This is a genomic window from Blastococcus sp. SYSU DS0753 (assembly GCF_054051175.1).
The window spans coordinates 1-14,267 of record NZ_JBJHAT010000041.1; the positions used below are offsets into that span (position 1 = coordinate 1).

At 75.1% G+C, this 14,267-nt stretch carries 12 protein-coding genes; 7 read left to right on the forward strand and 5 right to left on the reverse strand.

Features of this window, described 5'->3' with window-relative positions; translation table 11 throughout:
* Positions 1 to 53: 53 nt before the first annotated feature.
* The 3 genes from ACI799_RS20500 to ACI799_RS20510 form a co-directional block, all read right to left on the reverse strand.
* Positions 54 to 1,370 (reverse strand): M20/M25/M40 family metallo-hydrolase, encoded by a 1,317-nt coding sequence (locus tag ACI799_RS20500; protein WP_456613812.1) that lies wholly within the window; start codon positions 1,368 to 1,370, stop codon positions 54 to 56.
* A complete protein-coding gene (locus ACI799_RS20505; RefSeq protein WP_456590271.1) occupies positions 1,367 to 2,866 on the reverse strand; it encodes an MFS transporter in 1,500 nt (499 codons plus the stop codon). The genes ACI799_RS20500 and ACI799_RS20505 overlap by 4 nt, the downstream gene beginning before the upstream one ends.
* A 154-nt stretch (positions 2,867 to 3,020) precedes the next feature.
* Positions 3,021 to 4,244, reverse strand: a complete 1,224-nt coding sequence (locus ACI799_RS20510; RefSeq protein WP_456597376.1) for an arginine deiminase — start codon at positions 4,242 to 4,244, stop codon at positions 3,021 to 3,023.
* Between the two features lie 107 nt (positions 4,245 to 4,351).
* On the opposite strand from ACI799_RS20510, the gene ACI799_RS20515 reads away from it, so the two are divergent.
* Positions 4,352 to 5,119, forward strand: coding sequence for an SDR family oxidoreductase (locus ACI799_RS20515; RefSeq protein WP_456590273.1), 768 nt, complete (start codon positions 4,352 to 4,354; stop codon positions 5,117 to 5,119).
* Between the two features lie 72 nt (positions 5,120 to 5,191).
* Here the strand turns inward: ACI799_RS20515 and ACI799_RS20520 are convergent, their stop codons facing one another.
* Complete coding sequence (locus ACI799_RS20520; protein ID WP_456613813.1) at positions 5,192 to 6,844, reverse strand: FAD-binding oxidoreductase; 1,653 nt, start codon at positions 6,842 to 6,844, stop codon at positions 5,192 to 5,194.
* A gap of 38 nt (positions 6,845 to 6,882) precedes the next feature.
* Here ACI799_RS20520 and ACI799_RS20525 point away from each other — a divergent pair, with 38 nt between their 5' ends.
* Both ACI799_RS20525 and ACI799_RS20530 read left to right on the forward strand, forming a co-directional pair.
* The gene (locus ACI799_RS20525) at positions 6,883 to 8,385 is read left to right on the forward strand and encodes a glycerol-3-phosphate dehydrogenase/oxidase (protein ID WP_456613814.1); all 1,503 of its coding nucleotides are present in this window, start codon (positions 6,883 to 6,885) and stop codon (positions 8,383 to 8,385) included.
* 148 nt (positions 8,386 to 8,533) lie between these two features.
* Entirely contained in the window at positions 8,534 to 9,328 is a 795-nt protein-coding gene (locus ACI799_RS20530; RefSeq protein WP_456613815.1) for a methyltransferase domain-containing protein, read from the forward strand.
* Between the two features lie 3 nt (positions 9,329 to 9,331).
* Here the strand turns inward: ACI799_RS20530 and ACI799_RS20535 are convergent, their stop codons facing one another.
* Positions 9,332 to 10,414 (reverse strand): FUSC family protein, encoded by a 1,083-nt coding sequence (locus ACI799_RS20535; protein ID WP_456590277.1) that lies wholly within the window; start codon positions 10,412 to 10,414, stop codon positions 9,332 to 9,334.
* Positions 10,415 to 10,600: 186 nt separating this feature from the next.
* Between ACI799_RS20535 and ACI799_RS20540 the strand changes: the two genes are divergently transcribed.
* From ACI799_RS20540 to ACI799_RS20555, 4 genes are read left to right on the forward strand one after another with little or no spacing between them, the layout of a single operon-like run.
* Positions 10,601 to 11,275 carry an ABC transporter permease gene (locus ACI799_RS20540; protein WP_456590278.1) on the forward strand — a complete coding sequence of 225 codons (675 nt, stop codon included), beginning with the start codon at positions 10,601 to 10,603 and terminating at the stop codon, positions 11,273 to 11,275.
* Positions 11,268 to 12,455, forward strand: a complete 1,188-nt coding sequence (locus ACI799_RS20545) for an ABC transporter ATP-binding protein (protein ID WP_456590279.1) — start codon at positions 11,268 to 11,270, stop codon at positions 12,453 to 12,455. Before ACI799_RS20540 ends, ACI799_RS20545 begins: the two co-directional genes overlap by 8 nt.
* Positions 12,452 to 13,273, forward strand: a complete 822-nt coding sequence (locus tag ACI799_RS20550) for an ABC transporter permease (protein ID WP_456590280.1) — start codon at positions 12,452 to 12,454, stop codon at positions 13,271 to 13,273. The genes ACI799_RS20545 and ACI799_RS20550 overlap by 4 nt, the downstream gene beginning before the upstream one ends.
* Positions 13,273 to 14,262 carry a glycine betaine ABC transporter substrate-binding protein gene (locus tag ACI799_RS20555; protein ID WP_456590281.1) on the forward strand — a complete coding sequence of 330 codons (990 nt, stop codon included), beginning with the start codon at positions 13,273 to 13,275 and terminating at the stop codon, positions 14,260 to 14,262. Before ACI799_RS20550 ends, ACI799_RS20555 begins: the two co-directional genes overlap by 1 nt.
* The last annotated feature ends 5 nt before the right edge of the window (positions 14,263 to 14,267 follow it).

Consider the following 14,267-nt stretch of genomic DNA (forward strand, 5'->3'; position numbering starts at 1 on the left):
CGGGCCCTGCCCACCCTGGTGGGCAGGGCCCGACCGTCCGGAGGACGGTGCGCTCAGAGGCCGCGGATCAGGTGCCGGAAGAACTCGACGCCCCGCTCCAGGGTCTCGACCCGGATCCGCTCGTCCGCGGCGTGCAGCGCCCCGAGCTCCTCGCGGCTGAGGTCGAAGGGCATGAACCGGTACACGCTGTCGCTGATGGCGTGGAAGTGCCGGGCGTCGCTGGCCTGCACCATCACGTAGGGCGCCACGGTCGCGTCGGGGTAGACGGCCAGCGCCGAGGCCCGGATGGCGGCGAAGGCGTCGTTGTCGGCCCGGGAGATCGTCGTCGGGTCGCTGCCCGAGACCACCCGCACCTCCACTGCCGGGTCGCCGATCACCCGGCGTAGCCGGTCGACCGTCGACTGCACCGTCTCGCCCAGCGCGATCCGGATGTTCAGGTGCGCCGTCGCCCGGGTGGCCAGGACGTTCGCCGCCCGGCTGCCCTCCAGCTGGGTGACCGCCACGGTGGTGCGCACCATGGCGTTGGCCTCGCGGCCGGCGCGGGACAGGACGGCGGCCAGGGCCGGCCGCAGCCGGTGCGCCCGGCCCAGGACGGCGCGCACCGGTGCGGGCGCCTTCGGCCGCACGGCCTCGATCATGCCGAGGACGACGTCGTTGAGGCGGGCCGGGAACGGGTGCTCCTCCAGGGCGACGATCGCTCGCGCGAGCCGGGTCGGCGCGCCGTTACGCGTGGGGGAGGAGGCATGCCCGCCGGGGTCGCTGGTGGCCAGCTCCACGTCCAGCAGGCCCTTCTCGGCGAGCCCGACGACGCCGATCTGCCCGGGCACCCCGGGGAACATGCCGCTCACCACGGCGCCGCCCTCGTCGAGCACGGCCCACGGCCGGATCCCCCGCGCGCGCAGCGAGTCCACTGCCAGCTGGGCACCGACCCCGGCGACCTCCTCGTCGTTGCCGAAGGAGAGGTGGACGTCGCGGCGCGGGGTGAAGCCGGCCGCCGCCAGCGACTCGACCGCCTCGATGATCGCGACCAGCGAGCCCTTGTCGTCGATGGCGCCGCGGCCGTGCACGACGCCGTCCTCGATCGAGCCGGAGAACGGGTCGCGGCTCCACTCCTGGCCGTCGACGGGGACGACGTCGTAGTGGGCCATGAGGACCAGCGGCGGCTCGTCGGTCGTGCCGCGCCACCGGTACAGCAGGGCGCCGTCGCCCAGCACCTCGCGCTCCAGCACCTCGTGCGTGGCCGGGTAGAGCTCGGCCAGCCGGTCGCGGAACCGGGCGAACACCGCCTGGTCGACCCGCTCGCGGTCGCGGGAGGAGACGGTGGGGATGCGGATCAGCTCCGCCAGCCGTTCGGCCGCTCCGGTCGTCACGCCCGGCTCCTCTCGTCCGCCGTGGGCAGGGGCTGGTCGGTCACCGGTCCGTCGGAGAAGGCCAGCCGTGGCACGAACACCAGGGCGACCGCGGCCAGCAGCGCCGTCGTCCCGCAGACCACCCAGACCGTGATGTAACCCGACAGCGAGCCGGCGGTGCCCGCCGACCCGTCGGGCAGCAGCGGCACGTTCGAGGCCAGCGCGATGGCGAAGGCGGCGGAGGCGAACGACCCGCCGAGCACCTTCGTGGTGTTGGTCAGCCCGGTGGCGACGGCCGTCCGGCCCACCGGCGCCGCCGCGGCGGCCGCCGCCGGGAGCGCGGCGACCAGCGCCCCGGAGCCGAGGCCGGCGATCGCGATGCAGGCCAGCATCTGCGCCAGCGTGTCGTGGAAGGGCACCAGCAGCAGGTAGCCGACGCCGGTCAGGGTCGCCGCGCCGATCAGCGTGCGCCGGGGCGTGGTCAGCCGGCTGACCCGGGAGAACTGGCTGGCGCCGACCAGCATGGAGACGACGTACGCACCGATGACGATGGACACCTCGCTGGTGGAGAGCCCGAGGCCGTAGCCGTAGACCTCCGGGTCGGTGCGCGCGAACGTGGAGAGCGGGCCCTGGGCGCCGAGCACGCTGATGCCGAAGAGGCCGGCGGTCAGCTGGACCGGCCACATCGAGGAGCTGCGCAGGACCCGGAAGTCGACCAGCGGGTCGTCCTGGCGCAGCTCGTACAGCACGAACGGGACGAGCAGCACGAGGCCGAGCGCGGTGACCGCCCACGGCCACAGCGCATCCTCGTTGAGGCGGACGAAGCTCAGCCCGCCGGTGATGACCAGCAGCACCAGGCTCAGCAGGGCCGCGCCCGTCGCGTCGACGCTGCCGCCGGTGCGGTCCTCGCTCTCCGGCACGAGGAAGGCCACGATCGCGCAGACGCCGACGACCAGGACCAGCGGGGCCAGGAGCACCAGCCAGAAGGTGCCGGCCAGGCTCTGCCCGATCTGCCCGCCGCCGAGCGCACCGACGATGGCGCCCGCCTGCAGCGCGGCCACGATCAGCCCGGTCGCCCGCCGGGTCTGGCTCGCGGCCCCGGGCGTCCGGCGCGACCGGTCCCAGATCAGCGCCACCTGCAGCGGCAGCCAGACCACGTACATGCCCTGCAGCGCCCAGGCGACGAGGAACAGCGGAAAGCTCTGGGCGAAGGCGAGCACGACGGTGGACAGCGCGACCACCACGGCGGACCACAGCAGCACCCGGCGGTGGCCGTAGAGGTCGCCGAGCTTGGCCAGCACCGGCACCGCGATGGCCGAGAGCATGAGCTGGGCCGCCTCGAGCCAGTTGACGTCGGCGTCGTTGACCCCGAGGTAACGCGCGATGTCGGTGAGCAGCGGGACGTAGTAGCCCTGCAGCACGCCGCTGGTGAACTCGACGAAGACCAGGTAGCCGACGAGCCCTCCGCCGATCCCCGCGATCCGGCCGGTCCGCCGTGCCGTCTCCGTGCGTGCCACCAGGCATCCCTTCGCCGAGCGCCGGGCCCGGCGCGGGAAGTTGGCAGCGTAGTGGTCGCGATCACGCTGGTGGGGGCTCCGGTGCGGAGAGTCCCCCGGTCGGAGCGCCGCGCCGCCGTCCCGGTGTCGTGCGCCCGGTGTCGTGCGCCCGGCGTCAGAGCGGGGCGCGGGAGACGGGGCAGGACATGCAGCGCGGGCCGCCCCGGCCGCTGCCGAGCTCCGAGCCGGCGATCCGCACCACCTCGATGCCGGCGGCCTCGAGTGCGGCGTTGGTGACGGTGTTGCGCTCGTAGGCGACCGTCAGGCGCGGGGCCAGCGCCAGGGTGTTGTTGCCGTCGTCCCACTGCTCGCGCTCGGCTGTGACCGGGTCCAGCCCGGTGTCGATCACCCGCAGCTTGTCGATGCCCATCGCGGTCGCGGCCGCGGTGAGGAACGGCTGGGGGCCGGTGACGGCGAGGTCGGTGGTGTCGGCGTCGTCGGCGATCCCGTACGGAGCCTTCACGGTCCAGGCGACCAGCGAGTCGGCGACCGCGGGATACATGACCATCGCGTCGACGTCGACCATCGTGGCGATGGTGTCCAGGTGCATGGTCGCCCGCTCCTGGGCGATCGGGACGACGAGCACCGTGTGCGCCAGGCCGCGGGCGAACAGCCGCCGCGCCAGCCGCTCCGCGCCGCCCGGCGTCGTCCGCTCGCCCACCCCGACGGCGACGACGCCCTCGGCCAGCAGCAGCACGTCACCGCCCTCCAGGTGCTCCAGGCCGGGCCCGTACAGCTGCTCGGACCCGGCGAAGCGCGGGTGGTGGGTGTAGATGGCTTCGGTGATCGTGCTCTCCCGGTGCCGCGCCGGCATCGCCAGCGAGGTCACCGCCACCTCGTCGCCGATCCACACCGAGGAGTCCCGGGTGAACAGCAGGTTGGGCAGTGGGGGGACGACGAAGTCCGAGCGGTCCATGAGCTGGTAGGCCAGCCCGTGGCCGCGCAGCTCGTCGTGCGCCAGGCCCGCGATCAGCGCCGTCGCCAGGTCCTCGGGGGAGAGCCAGGCCAGGTGCCGCGTGGCGTCGCGCTGCAGGGTCGCGCCCAGCCGCGGGTCGTCGACGGCGGCGCCGATCAGCTCGGCCCGGGCGGCCGGGAAGGCGAGGACCTCGGCCAGCAGCGTCGCCAGGTGCAGCACCTCGACGCCGCGGTCGGTGAGCGCCTGGGCGAACGCGTCGTGCTCCTCCTGCGCCCGGGCCACCCACGGGACGCCGTCGAAGAGCAGCTGGTCGTTGTTGCGCGGCGTCAGCCGGCGGAGCTCGGGGCCGGGCCGGTGCAGCATCACCGTGCGCAGCGGGCCGACCTCGCTCGTGGCGCCCGGGGTCGCGGCGGATCCGATCATGGGAGCCAGGCTGGCACACCTGGCTCCGGCGCCGCCCGCTGCGGCCCTCGTTAGGGTGCCGGAGGTGGTGCCGACGACGGCGCCGCGACGCCGAACCGGAGGTACCCGTGGACCTGTTCGACCTGACCGGCAAGGTGGCTGTGGTCACCGGTGGCACCCGCGGCATCGGCCTGATGATGGCCCGGGGGCTGCTGCAGGCGGGGGCGAAGGTCTACCTCAGCTCCCGCAAGGCCGAGGCCGGCGACGCCGCCGTCGCGGAGCTCGCCGAGTTCGGCACCGCCGTCTCGATCCCCGCCGACCTCTCCACGGAGGCGGAGTGCGTGCGGCTGGCCGAGGAGGTGGGCCGTTCCGAGGAGCGGGTGCACATCCTGGTGAACAACGCCGGCGCCACCTGGGGCGAGCCGCTGGAGACCTTCCCCGAGTCGGCGTGGGACAAGCTGCTCGACCTGAACCTCAAGTCGCCGTTCTTCCTCACCCGCGCCTTCCTGCCGAAGCTCGAGGCCGCGGCCGCCGAGGGCGACCCGGCGCGCATCGTGAACGTCGGCAGCATCGACGGCCTGCACGTCAACCCGATGCCGACCTACTCCTACGCCGCGAGCAAGGCCGGGCTGCACCACCTCACCCGGGTGCTCGCCAAGGAGCTCGGGCCCAAGGGCATCACCGTCAACGCCGTGGCGCCGGGGCCGTTCGAGTCGAAGATGATGGCCGCCACGCTGGACGCCTTCGGGGCCGAGATCGCCGCGAAGTCGCCGCTGGGCCGCATCGGGCGTCCCGACGACATGGCGGGCGTCGTCGTCTACCTCTCGTCGCGGGCCGGCGCCTACGTCACCGGCGCGGTCATCCCCGTCGACGGCGGGATCGCCACGACCGCCTGAACCACCGGGCGAGATCTGCACACTGGCCCTCATCAGGCCGCTGATGGGGGTCAGTGTGCAGATCTCGCCCGTTCAGTCGGGGAGCAGGACGCCGGGGTTGCAGATGCCGCGCGGGTCGAGCCGCTGCTTGACCGCCCGCAGCACCTCCACGCCCAGCGGCCCGATCTCGCGCTCCAGCCACGGGCGGTGGTCGGCGCCGACGGCGTGGTGGTGGGTGAGCGTGCCGCCGGCGGCCAGCAGCGCGTCGGTCGCCGCCCGCTTGGCGGTGAGCCACTGCTGGATGGGCAGCGCGTCGTCGCGGTCGGCGATCACGGTCAGGTAGAGCGACGCGCCGGTGGCGTACCCGTGCGAGACGTGCGCCAGCACCAGCGGCCGATGCCCGCCGCGGGTCAGCGAGCCCTGCAGCGCGCGGCGGGTGGCGTCGTACACGGTGGGCAGCGCCGTCCAGGTGGCCGCCGTCTCCAGGGTCTCCACCAGCAGGCCGCCGTCCATCAGCCGGTCGCGCAGGTACGGCCCCTCGAACCGGTGCCGGCGCCAGGAGTCGCCCACCCGGCGGCCGAGCCGCACGGCGCCGCCGTCGCGCAGCAGCGAGGCGGCGGCCCGCATCCGGGCGCGCACCAGGTCGGGCACCCCTTCCCAGCCCACGACGAGCATGCAGCCCTCGCCGCGCCCCCGGGCCCGCAGGCTGCCGCGCAGCGCCTTCGCCCCGGCGCCGGCGGCCATGAGCAGGTTGGCGCGGGTCTCGTCGGCGTCGGAGAGCCGGACGACGTCGGGCAGCAGGTCGTGCCGGGCGAGCAGCTGGAGGGCGGCGAGCCCCGCCGGCCAGGTGCGGAACGACCAGCCCTCGTAGGCGCTGGCCGACGGCTTGGGGCGCACCCGCAGCGTCAGCTCGGTGATGACGCCGAGGGTCCCTTCCGAGCCCAGCGCGAGGCCGAGCAGGTTCGGGCCGGCGGCCGAGGCGGGCGGGGAGCCCAGCTCCAGCACCCCGGACGGCGTGGCCAGCGTGAGGCCGGCGACCAGGTCGTCGAACCGGCCGACCCCGGTCGAGGACTGCCCGGCCGACCGGGTCGCGGCGTAGCCGCCGAGCGTGGCGAACTCCCAGCTCTGCGGCAGGTGGCCGAAGGTGAGGCCCTGCTGGGCCAGCGCCTGCTCGAGGGCGGGCCCGCGCATGCCCGGGCCCACGGTGACCAGCGAGGAGGGCACGTCCAGCGCCTGCACCGACGACATGCGCGACAGGTCGACGGCGATGGCGGGCCGGTCGTCGGGGTCGACGCCGGCCAGCCCGCCGACGACGCTGGTCCCGCCGCCGAACGGGACGACGACGATGCCGCGCTCGCTGCAGAGCGCGAGCAGCGCGGCGGTCTCCTCGGTGGTGCCGGGCAGCACCACGGCGTCGGGCGCGTCGGAGGCGTCGCCCTCCCGCCGGCGCAGCAGGTCGAGGTAGCTCTTGCCGCCGGCCCGCCGCAGCCGCGACTCCCGGTCGGTGCGCACGTGCTCCTCGCCGAGCAGGCCGGCCAGCGCCGCGCGGTCCTCCTCGGGGAGCCGGCAGGGCGCCAGCCGGATCTGCGCCACCGGCACGGGCGGCGTGGACCGCGGCTCCCAGCCCAGCTCGCGGGTGAGGTGGCGGCGCGCGGCCTTGGTCAGGGCGCCGTCGGGGCTCTCGTCGCCCTGGGGGGCGGGGCGCGGGCCCCAGCCCTGGATCGTCAGTTCCGGCTGCTCGGGCACGGCTACAGTCTGCCGGTGCCGCAGCGCTGGACAGCCAGGTGATCGGCTCCCTGTCACCCGCTCGGCGGGCCCGGGACCTCGCGGAGGTGGCCGGCGCGACCGTCGACCTGGTGGTGGTCGGCGGGGGTGTGACCGGCGCCGGGGTGGCGCTGGACGCCGCGTCGCGCGGCCTCGCGGTGCTCCTGTGCGAGCGCACCGACCTGGCGGCGGGCACCAGCCGGTGGTCGTCGAAGCTCGTGCACGGCGGCCTGCGCTACCTGGCGCACGGGGAGATCGGGCTGGCACGGGAGAGCGCCCGCGAGCGCGCCGTCCTCATGCGCGCGACGGCGCCGCACCTGGTGCGCCCGCTGCCGTTCCTCGTGCCCGACGCGGCCGGCCGGGACGTGACGGCGCTGGCCGGGCTCGGCGGGCGGCTCGGTGACGCGGTGCGCTTCTCGGTGCCCGGCGGCCGCGGCTCGCTGCCCCCGACCCGGCGCGTGGACGCCGCCGACGTCGGCAGGCTGGTGCCCGGGGTGCGGGCCGGGGGCGGTGGTGTCGTCTTCTGGGACGGGCAGCTGACCGACGACGCGCGCCTCGTCGTCGCCCTGGCCCGGACGGCGGCCGCGCACGGGGCCCGCGTCCTCACCGGCGCCACGGTCACCGCCGTCGACGGCGCCGACGTGCACGTCACCACCGACGAGGGGTCGCTGACCGTGCGGGCCGGCGCGGTGGTCAACGCGGCCGGGGTGTGGGCGCAGCGCCTGGCGCCGCGGCTCCGGCTCGTGCCCTCGCGCGGTTCGCACCTGGTGGTGCCGGGCGTGCGGCTGGGCTCGCCGGCGGCGGCGCTGACCGTGCCGCTGCCCGGGTCCCGGTCGCGGTACGTCTTCGCGCTGCCGCAGCCCGACGGGCTGGTGTACCTCGGGCTCACCGACGAGCCGGTGGAGGGCCCGGTGCCCGACGACGACGCGGTGCCCTCCGACGCCGAGGTGCGGCTGCTGCTGGACACGGTGAACCAGGTGCTCGCCGAGCCGCTGACGGCTGCGGACCTGGTGGGCGCCTACTCCGGTTACCGGCCGCTGGTGCTGCCCGAATCCGCCGGCACCGGGCCGGGGGACAGCACCGCCGACCTCTCCCGGAAGCACCTGCTCGCCTGGGACGGACCGGTCCTCTCCGTGGTCGGCGGGAAGCTGACCACCTACCGGGCGATGGCGGAGGAGACCGTCGACGCCGTGGTCAGCCGCCTGGAGCGGGGCGCGACCCGCTCGGTCACCGCCCGGCTGCCACTGGTGGGGGCGGCGCCGCGGGTGGCGCTGGACCAGGTGGCCGCCCCGGCCCGGCTGGTGGCCCGGTACGGCACCGAGGCGCCGGCGGTCGAGGCGCTCGGGCCGGCGCTGGTGGTGGCCGGGCGACCGGAGACGGTGGGGGAGCTGCGCTTCGCCGTCCGCCACGAGGGCGCGCGGACGGTGGCCGACCTGCTCGACCGCCGCACCCGCATCGGTCTGGTGGCGGCCGACCGCGAGCGGGCGGTGCCGGTGGCCCTGCAGGTGCTCGCCGAGGGCTGATCCGGCGGGGACGCGCTCGGGGGGTCCTGCGCGTGGTCCGGGGGTGCTGCACGACCCGGGGAGCGCGAAGAGCACCCCCGCAGTGGGCGCCGTCTCGCGCAATGGGAACGCTGTTTCGCAGAGTGGGACCACGGTGCACGATGCGGGCGTGGACACCTACACGCACGGGCACGGCGAGCCGGTGCTGCAGTCCCACCGCTGGCGCACGGCGGAGAACTCGGCGGGCTACCTGCTGCCGGCGCTGCGCCGGGGCCTCGACCTGCTCGACGTCGGTTGCGGCCCGGGGACGATCACGGTCGACCTCGCCGCGCGGGTGGCGCCCGGCCGCGTCCTGGGGCTCGACGTCTCACCGGAGCCGCTCGACGAGGCGCAGGCGTTCGCCGCCCGCGCCGGCGTGGCGGTGATCTTCGCCGTCGGCGACGTCTACTCCCTCGACCTGCCCGACGCCTCGTTCGACGTCGTCCACGCCCACCAGGTGCTCCAGCACCTCACCGACCCGGTGGCCGCGCTGCGGGAGATGGCGCGGGTCTGCCGGCCGGGTGGGCTGATCGCCGTGCGCGACGTCGACTACGCCGCCACCACCTGGTTCCCCGCCGACGACGGGCTGGACCGCTGGCTGGCGCTCTACCAGCAGGTCGCCCGGCGCAACGGAGCCGAGCCCGACGCCGGGCGCCGGCTGGTGGGCTGGGCGCACGCCGCCGGGCTGCGGGACCTCACGGTGTCTGCGTCGGCGTGGTGCTTCGCGACCCCGGCCGAGCGGAAGTGGTGGGGCACCTCGTGGGCGGGGCGGGCGACGGCGTCGTCCTTCGCCGAGCAGGCGCTGGCCTACGGGCTGGCGACGCCGGAGGAGCTGCAGCGGATCGCCGACGCGTGGCTGCGCTGGGCCGGCGCGGACGACGGCTGGCTGGGCATGCTGCACGGCGAGCTCCTCGTCCGCGTCTGAGGCTCACGCCGCGGCGCGCAGGCCGTCCTGCGCGCCGAGCGCCGAGAGGCTGCGGCGGACCCCGACGGCGACCGCGCCGAGGGCGAAGAAGCCCTCGTCGTCGGAGACCGTGCTGCTCCGGACGAGGCCCACCAGCCGGTGCAGCGCGCCGACGGCGCGGGCCAGCCGGGCGTCGCGCTCACCGGGCGCCGTCCCCTCGCCGGCGCGGAGCACGTCGGCGAGCCCGTCCAGGGCCTCGGCGAGCACCCAGCCGGTCCCGGCGTCGGCGTGGTCGATGCCGCGCCGGTGCGGGTGGAACTCGACGACCAGCGAGGTGAGGTCGTCGACGAGCACCGCGACGCGGTCGACCGCACGGGACTCGGCGCGGATGCTCTCGGCCCGCCCCTTCCAGCGGCGGGCCCGGGGGTTGGCGAGGCGGGCCCGGTCGACCTGGCGCTCGGCGGCGCGCATGCGGTCCAGCGCGCCGTCCAGCCGGCGGTTGCGCTCGGTCCACTCGCCCGGATCGGGGACCTGCCCCTCGCGCAACGTCCCGGCCATGTCGGAGAGGTGCTCGGCGAGGACGGCGCGGGTGGCGGCGATCCGGTCGACGGCCTGGGTGAGCTGCAGGGGTGGGAAGAGCACGGCGGTGACCAGGACGCCGATGGCGGCGCCGACCAGCGTCAGGCCGGCGTACCGCAGGACGTAGGGCCCGGGCTGACCGGCCCCGACGGTGATCATCAGGACCGCGGCGAAGCTGACCCAGGCGGCCTGGTCCCGCAGGAGGCGACGCCACTGCTCGACCCCGATGGCCAGGGCGACGATCAGCGCGATCGTCAGGGCGTCCGGGACGGTCCGGGTCAGCTCGTACACGGCGTAGGCCAGGGCGAAGCCCATGAGCATCGCGAGGACGCTGCGCCACGCCGCGCTCGCCGAGTCGGCGATCGTCGGGTGGACGGCGATCACCGCGCCGAGCGGGGCGTAGTAGGCGTACTCCGACAGCAGCGGCGGCAGCATCACCGCCACCTGCCAGGCCAGCCCCGCAGCGACCGCTGCCCGCACCCCTCGCTGCGCCGCCGGGCGGTGCAGCCACACCCATACGGCCCTCATCCCGCCCAGGATGACCGGTGCCGCGGCTCGGGCGCGCGCCGGGTCCCGGGGCGCGGCACGGCGCCGCCGGACGGGGTGACGCCGACCTGACCGGGCGCCCGGGGAGCGGCAGCCGCTACCGTCATGGGGAACTGCCGCGCGCCGGTGCAGGTCGCGGTGCGCAGACGAGGAACGACGACGAGCCCGATGACGACGTCGGGCGGGGAAGGCGTTGCCGCGATGTGGGAGTACGTGACCGAGCGTGCCGATCTCATCGCCTTCCAGGCCTTCCAGCACGTCAGCCTGGTGGTCCAGTGCGTGCTCCTCGGCTCGCTGATCGCCGTCGCGCTGGCGGTGCTGGTCTACCGGAACCCGACCGCGACGTCGGCTGCCAACGGGTTCTCCGCCGTGGGCCTGACCATCCCCTCGTTCGCGCTGCTGGGGATCCTGCTGGCGCCGTTCGGGTTCGGCATCACGCCCGCGGTCATCGCGATCACCTTCTACGCGGCGCTGCCGGTGCTGCGCAACGCGGTCGTGGGGCTGGCCGGGGTCGACCGGTCGCTGGTCGAGTCGGCCCGCGGCATCGGGATGAGTCGGGTCCGCACCCTGCTGCGGGTCGAGCTGCCGCTGGCCTGGCCGGTCATCCTCGCGGGCATCCGGGTGTCCACCCAGATGGTCATGGGCATCGCCGCGATCGCCGCCTACGTGCTGGGCCCCGGGCTCGGCGGCTTCATCTTCTCCGGGCTGTCCCGGCTCGGCGGGGCCAACGCCCTCAACTCCACGCTCACCGGGACGATCGCGATCGTCCTGCTGGCGCTCGTCCTCGACCTGCTGCTGGTGCTGGCCGGCCGGCTGACCACCCCCAGGGGGATCCGTGTCTGAGACCCTGCCCGCTCCGACGTCCGCTGCCGGGTCCGGCAGCGACCGGCACATCAGTGGTGTGCCGATCCGGCTGGAGGGCGTGACCAAGCGCTATCCCGGTCAGGAGGTCCCCGCCGTCGACGACGTGACCCTGGAGATCGCCGCCGGGGAGACGGTCATGTTCGTCGGCCCGTCCGGCTGCGGGAAGACCACGCTGCTCAAGATGATCAACCGGCTGATCGAGCCGACCGGCGGGCGCATCCACCTCGGTGACGAGGACGTCACCGACCAGCAGCCCGACCAGCTGCGCCGGCGGATCGGCTATGTCATCCAGGCCGGTGGGCTGTTCCCGCACATGACGGTGGCGACCAACATCGGCCTGGTCCCGAAAATGCTCAAGTGGGACGACGCCCGGGTCACCGCGCGGGTCGACGAGCTGCTCGACCTGGTGGGCCTGGACCCCGACCAGTACCGCGACCGCTACCCGCGCGAGCTCTCCGGTGGCCAGCAGCAGCGGGTGGGAGTCGCCCGCGCTCTGGCCGCGGACCCGCCGGTGCTGCTGATGGACGAGCCGTTCGGCGCCGTCGACCCCATCACCCGGCAGCGCCTGCAGGACGAGCTGATCCGCATCCAGGAGGAGCTGGGCAAGACGATCGTCTTCGTCACCCACGACTTCGACGAGGCGGTGAAGCTCGGCGACAAGATCGTCGTCTTCGACGTCGGCGCCCGGGTGGTGCAGTACGACACCCCCGAGCGGATCCTGGCCGAGCCGGCCGAGGAGTACGTCGCCGACTTCGTCGGCGCCGGCGCCACCTTGAAGCAGCTCACCCTGACCAGGGTGGGCGACGTGGAGCTCGAGCGGCCGACGACGGCGACCGTCGGCTCGGACTCCGCGACCGCGGTGGCGGCGGCGCGGGCGGCCGGCGACGACTACGTGGTGGTGCTCGACCAGCGGGGGCGGCCGCTCAGCTGGCCCACGCTGGCCGAGCTCGAGCGGACCAGGACCGTGCCGGGCACCGTCGACGAGCGGCTCCCCGTGGTCGGGCTCCGCTCGACCCTCAACGACGCGCTGGACGCGATGCTGGCGGCCAGCCAGGGCGGCGTCGTCGTCACCGGGCGCCGGGACGCGCTGGCCGGCGTGATGGCCGTCGAGGCCGTGATGGCGGCCATCCAGCGCACCCGGAGCGGGGCGAACCGGTGACCGCCTCCACCGGGCTCCGCCCGGACGGGACGCCCGACCCGACCGCCCCCGAGCCCGCGACCCAGGCGGCCGACGAGCGCTCGGCGAGGGCCGACGCCGGCGGCTGGCGGGCCCTGCTGTGGCAGCCGGTCATGCTCGCGGTCGCGGTGCTGGCCTTCGTCGTCTGGCGGCTGACCGCCGACCTCAGCGAGACCGAGTCCCGCCAGCTGGGCTGGGACGCGCTGTCCCGGACCATCGTGCAGCACCTTCAGCTCACCGCGGCCTCCGCGGTCATCGTGCTGGTCATCGCGATCCCGCTCGGCGTGGCGCTCACCCGGGGCGGGATGCGGCGGTTCAGCCCGCTGATCATCGGCGTGGCCAACACCGGGCAGGCGGCCCCCGCCATCGGCCTGCTGGTCCTGCTGGCCGCCTGGGGCGGCTTCGGCTTCCGGACGGCGGTGATCGGGCTGGTGGTCTACGCGGCGCTGCCCGTCCTGCGCAACACCATGGTCGGCATCCAGGGCGTCGACGCCCGGCTGGTGGAGGCCGGCCGGGGCATGGGGATGAGCGCCCTGGCGGTGCTGCTCCGCGTGGAGCTCCCGCTGGCCGTGCCGGTGCTGCTGGCCGGCGTGCGGACCGCGCTCGTGCTCCTCGTCGGCACCGCGACGCTGGCGACCTTCATCAACGGCGGCGGGCTGGGGCTGCTGATCACGACCGGGATCAACCTGTCGCTCGACGCCCTGCTGATCAGCGGGGCGGTGCTGGTCGCCCTGCTGGCACTGGCCATCGACTGGCTGGGCCGTGTCGTGGAGCACGTCGCCCGGCCGAAGGGACTCTGATGCGCCCGCGCCCGCCCGCCGGACTCGTCGCACTGGTCGTCGCGGGCTGCCTGGCGACCAGCGGCTGCGGTCTCCAGGCGGCCACGCAGTACACCCCGCCGTCGGCACCCGGCAGCATCGAACCGATCGACGGCGCCGAGGGCGCCGAGATCGTCGTGGGCGCCAAGAACTTCACCGAGCAGCTGATCCTCGGCAAGATCGCGGTGATCGCGCTGCAGGTCGCCGGCTTCGAGGTCGTGGACCGGACCAACATCCCCGGCTCCGTCCCCGCCCGACAGGGCATGGTCGACGGCGACATCGACATGGAGTGGGAGTACACCGGCACGGCCTGGCTCTCCTACCTCGGCGAGGCGGAGCCGATCCCCGACCCGCAGGAGCAGTGGGCGGCGGTGCGGGACGCCGACGCGGCCAACGGCCTGACGTGGCTGCCGCCGGCCGAGGCGAACAACACCTACGCCTTCGCCGTCCGCAGCGAGGCGGTGCCCGAGTTGGGCGGCATCTCCACCCTCTCCGGGATCGCCGAGCTCCCGGTCGAGGAGCGGACGTTCTGCGTGGAGTCGGAGTTCGCCAGCCGCAACGACGGCCTGGCCCCGATGCTGGAGACCTACGGCATCCCGCTCGGGGACCCGCAGGGCGTGCCGCGGGACAACATCCGCATCCTGGACACCGGGGCGGTGTACGAGGCCACCGACGACGGGCTGTGCAACTTCGGCGAGGTGTTCACCACCGACGGCCGCATCCCCGCCCTGGACCTCACCGTGCTCGAGGACGACCGGCAGTTCTTCCCGGCCTACAACATCTCCCCGGTCGTGCTGACCGAGACCCTCGAGGAGCACCCCGAGCTGGCCGACATCTTCGGCCGGATCACCCCGCTGCTGACCGACGAGGTGCTGCAGGTGCTCAACGCGCGGGTCGACGTCGACGGGGAGGAGCCCGCCGACGTCGCGCTGGACTGGATGGTCTCCGAGGGGCTGGTCACCCGCGGGTGACCCCG

Bases quoted from the DNA above. Each gene is read 5' to 3' on its own strand.
- ACI799_RS20540 (WP_456590278.1), top strand. From the start codon at position 10,601: ATGACGACGTCGGGCGGGGAAGGCGTTGCCGCGATGTGGGAGTACGTG.
- ACI799_RS20510 (WP_456597376.1), bottom strand. From the start codon at position 4,244: ATGATCGGATCCGCCGCGACCCCGGGCGCCACGAGCGAGGTCGGCCCG.
- ACI799_RS20555 (WP_456590281.1), top strand. From the start codon at position 13,273: ATGCGCCCGCGCCCGCCCGCCGGACTCGTCGCACTGGTCGTCGCGGGC.
- ACI799_RS20535 (WP_456590277.1), bottom strand. From the start codon at position 10,414: ATGAGGGCCGTATGGGTGTGGCTGCACCGCCCGGCGGCGCAGCGAGGG.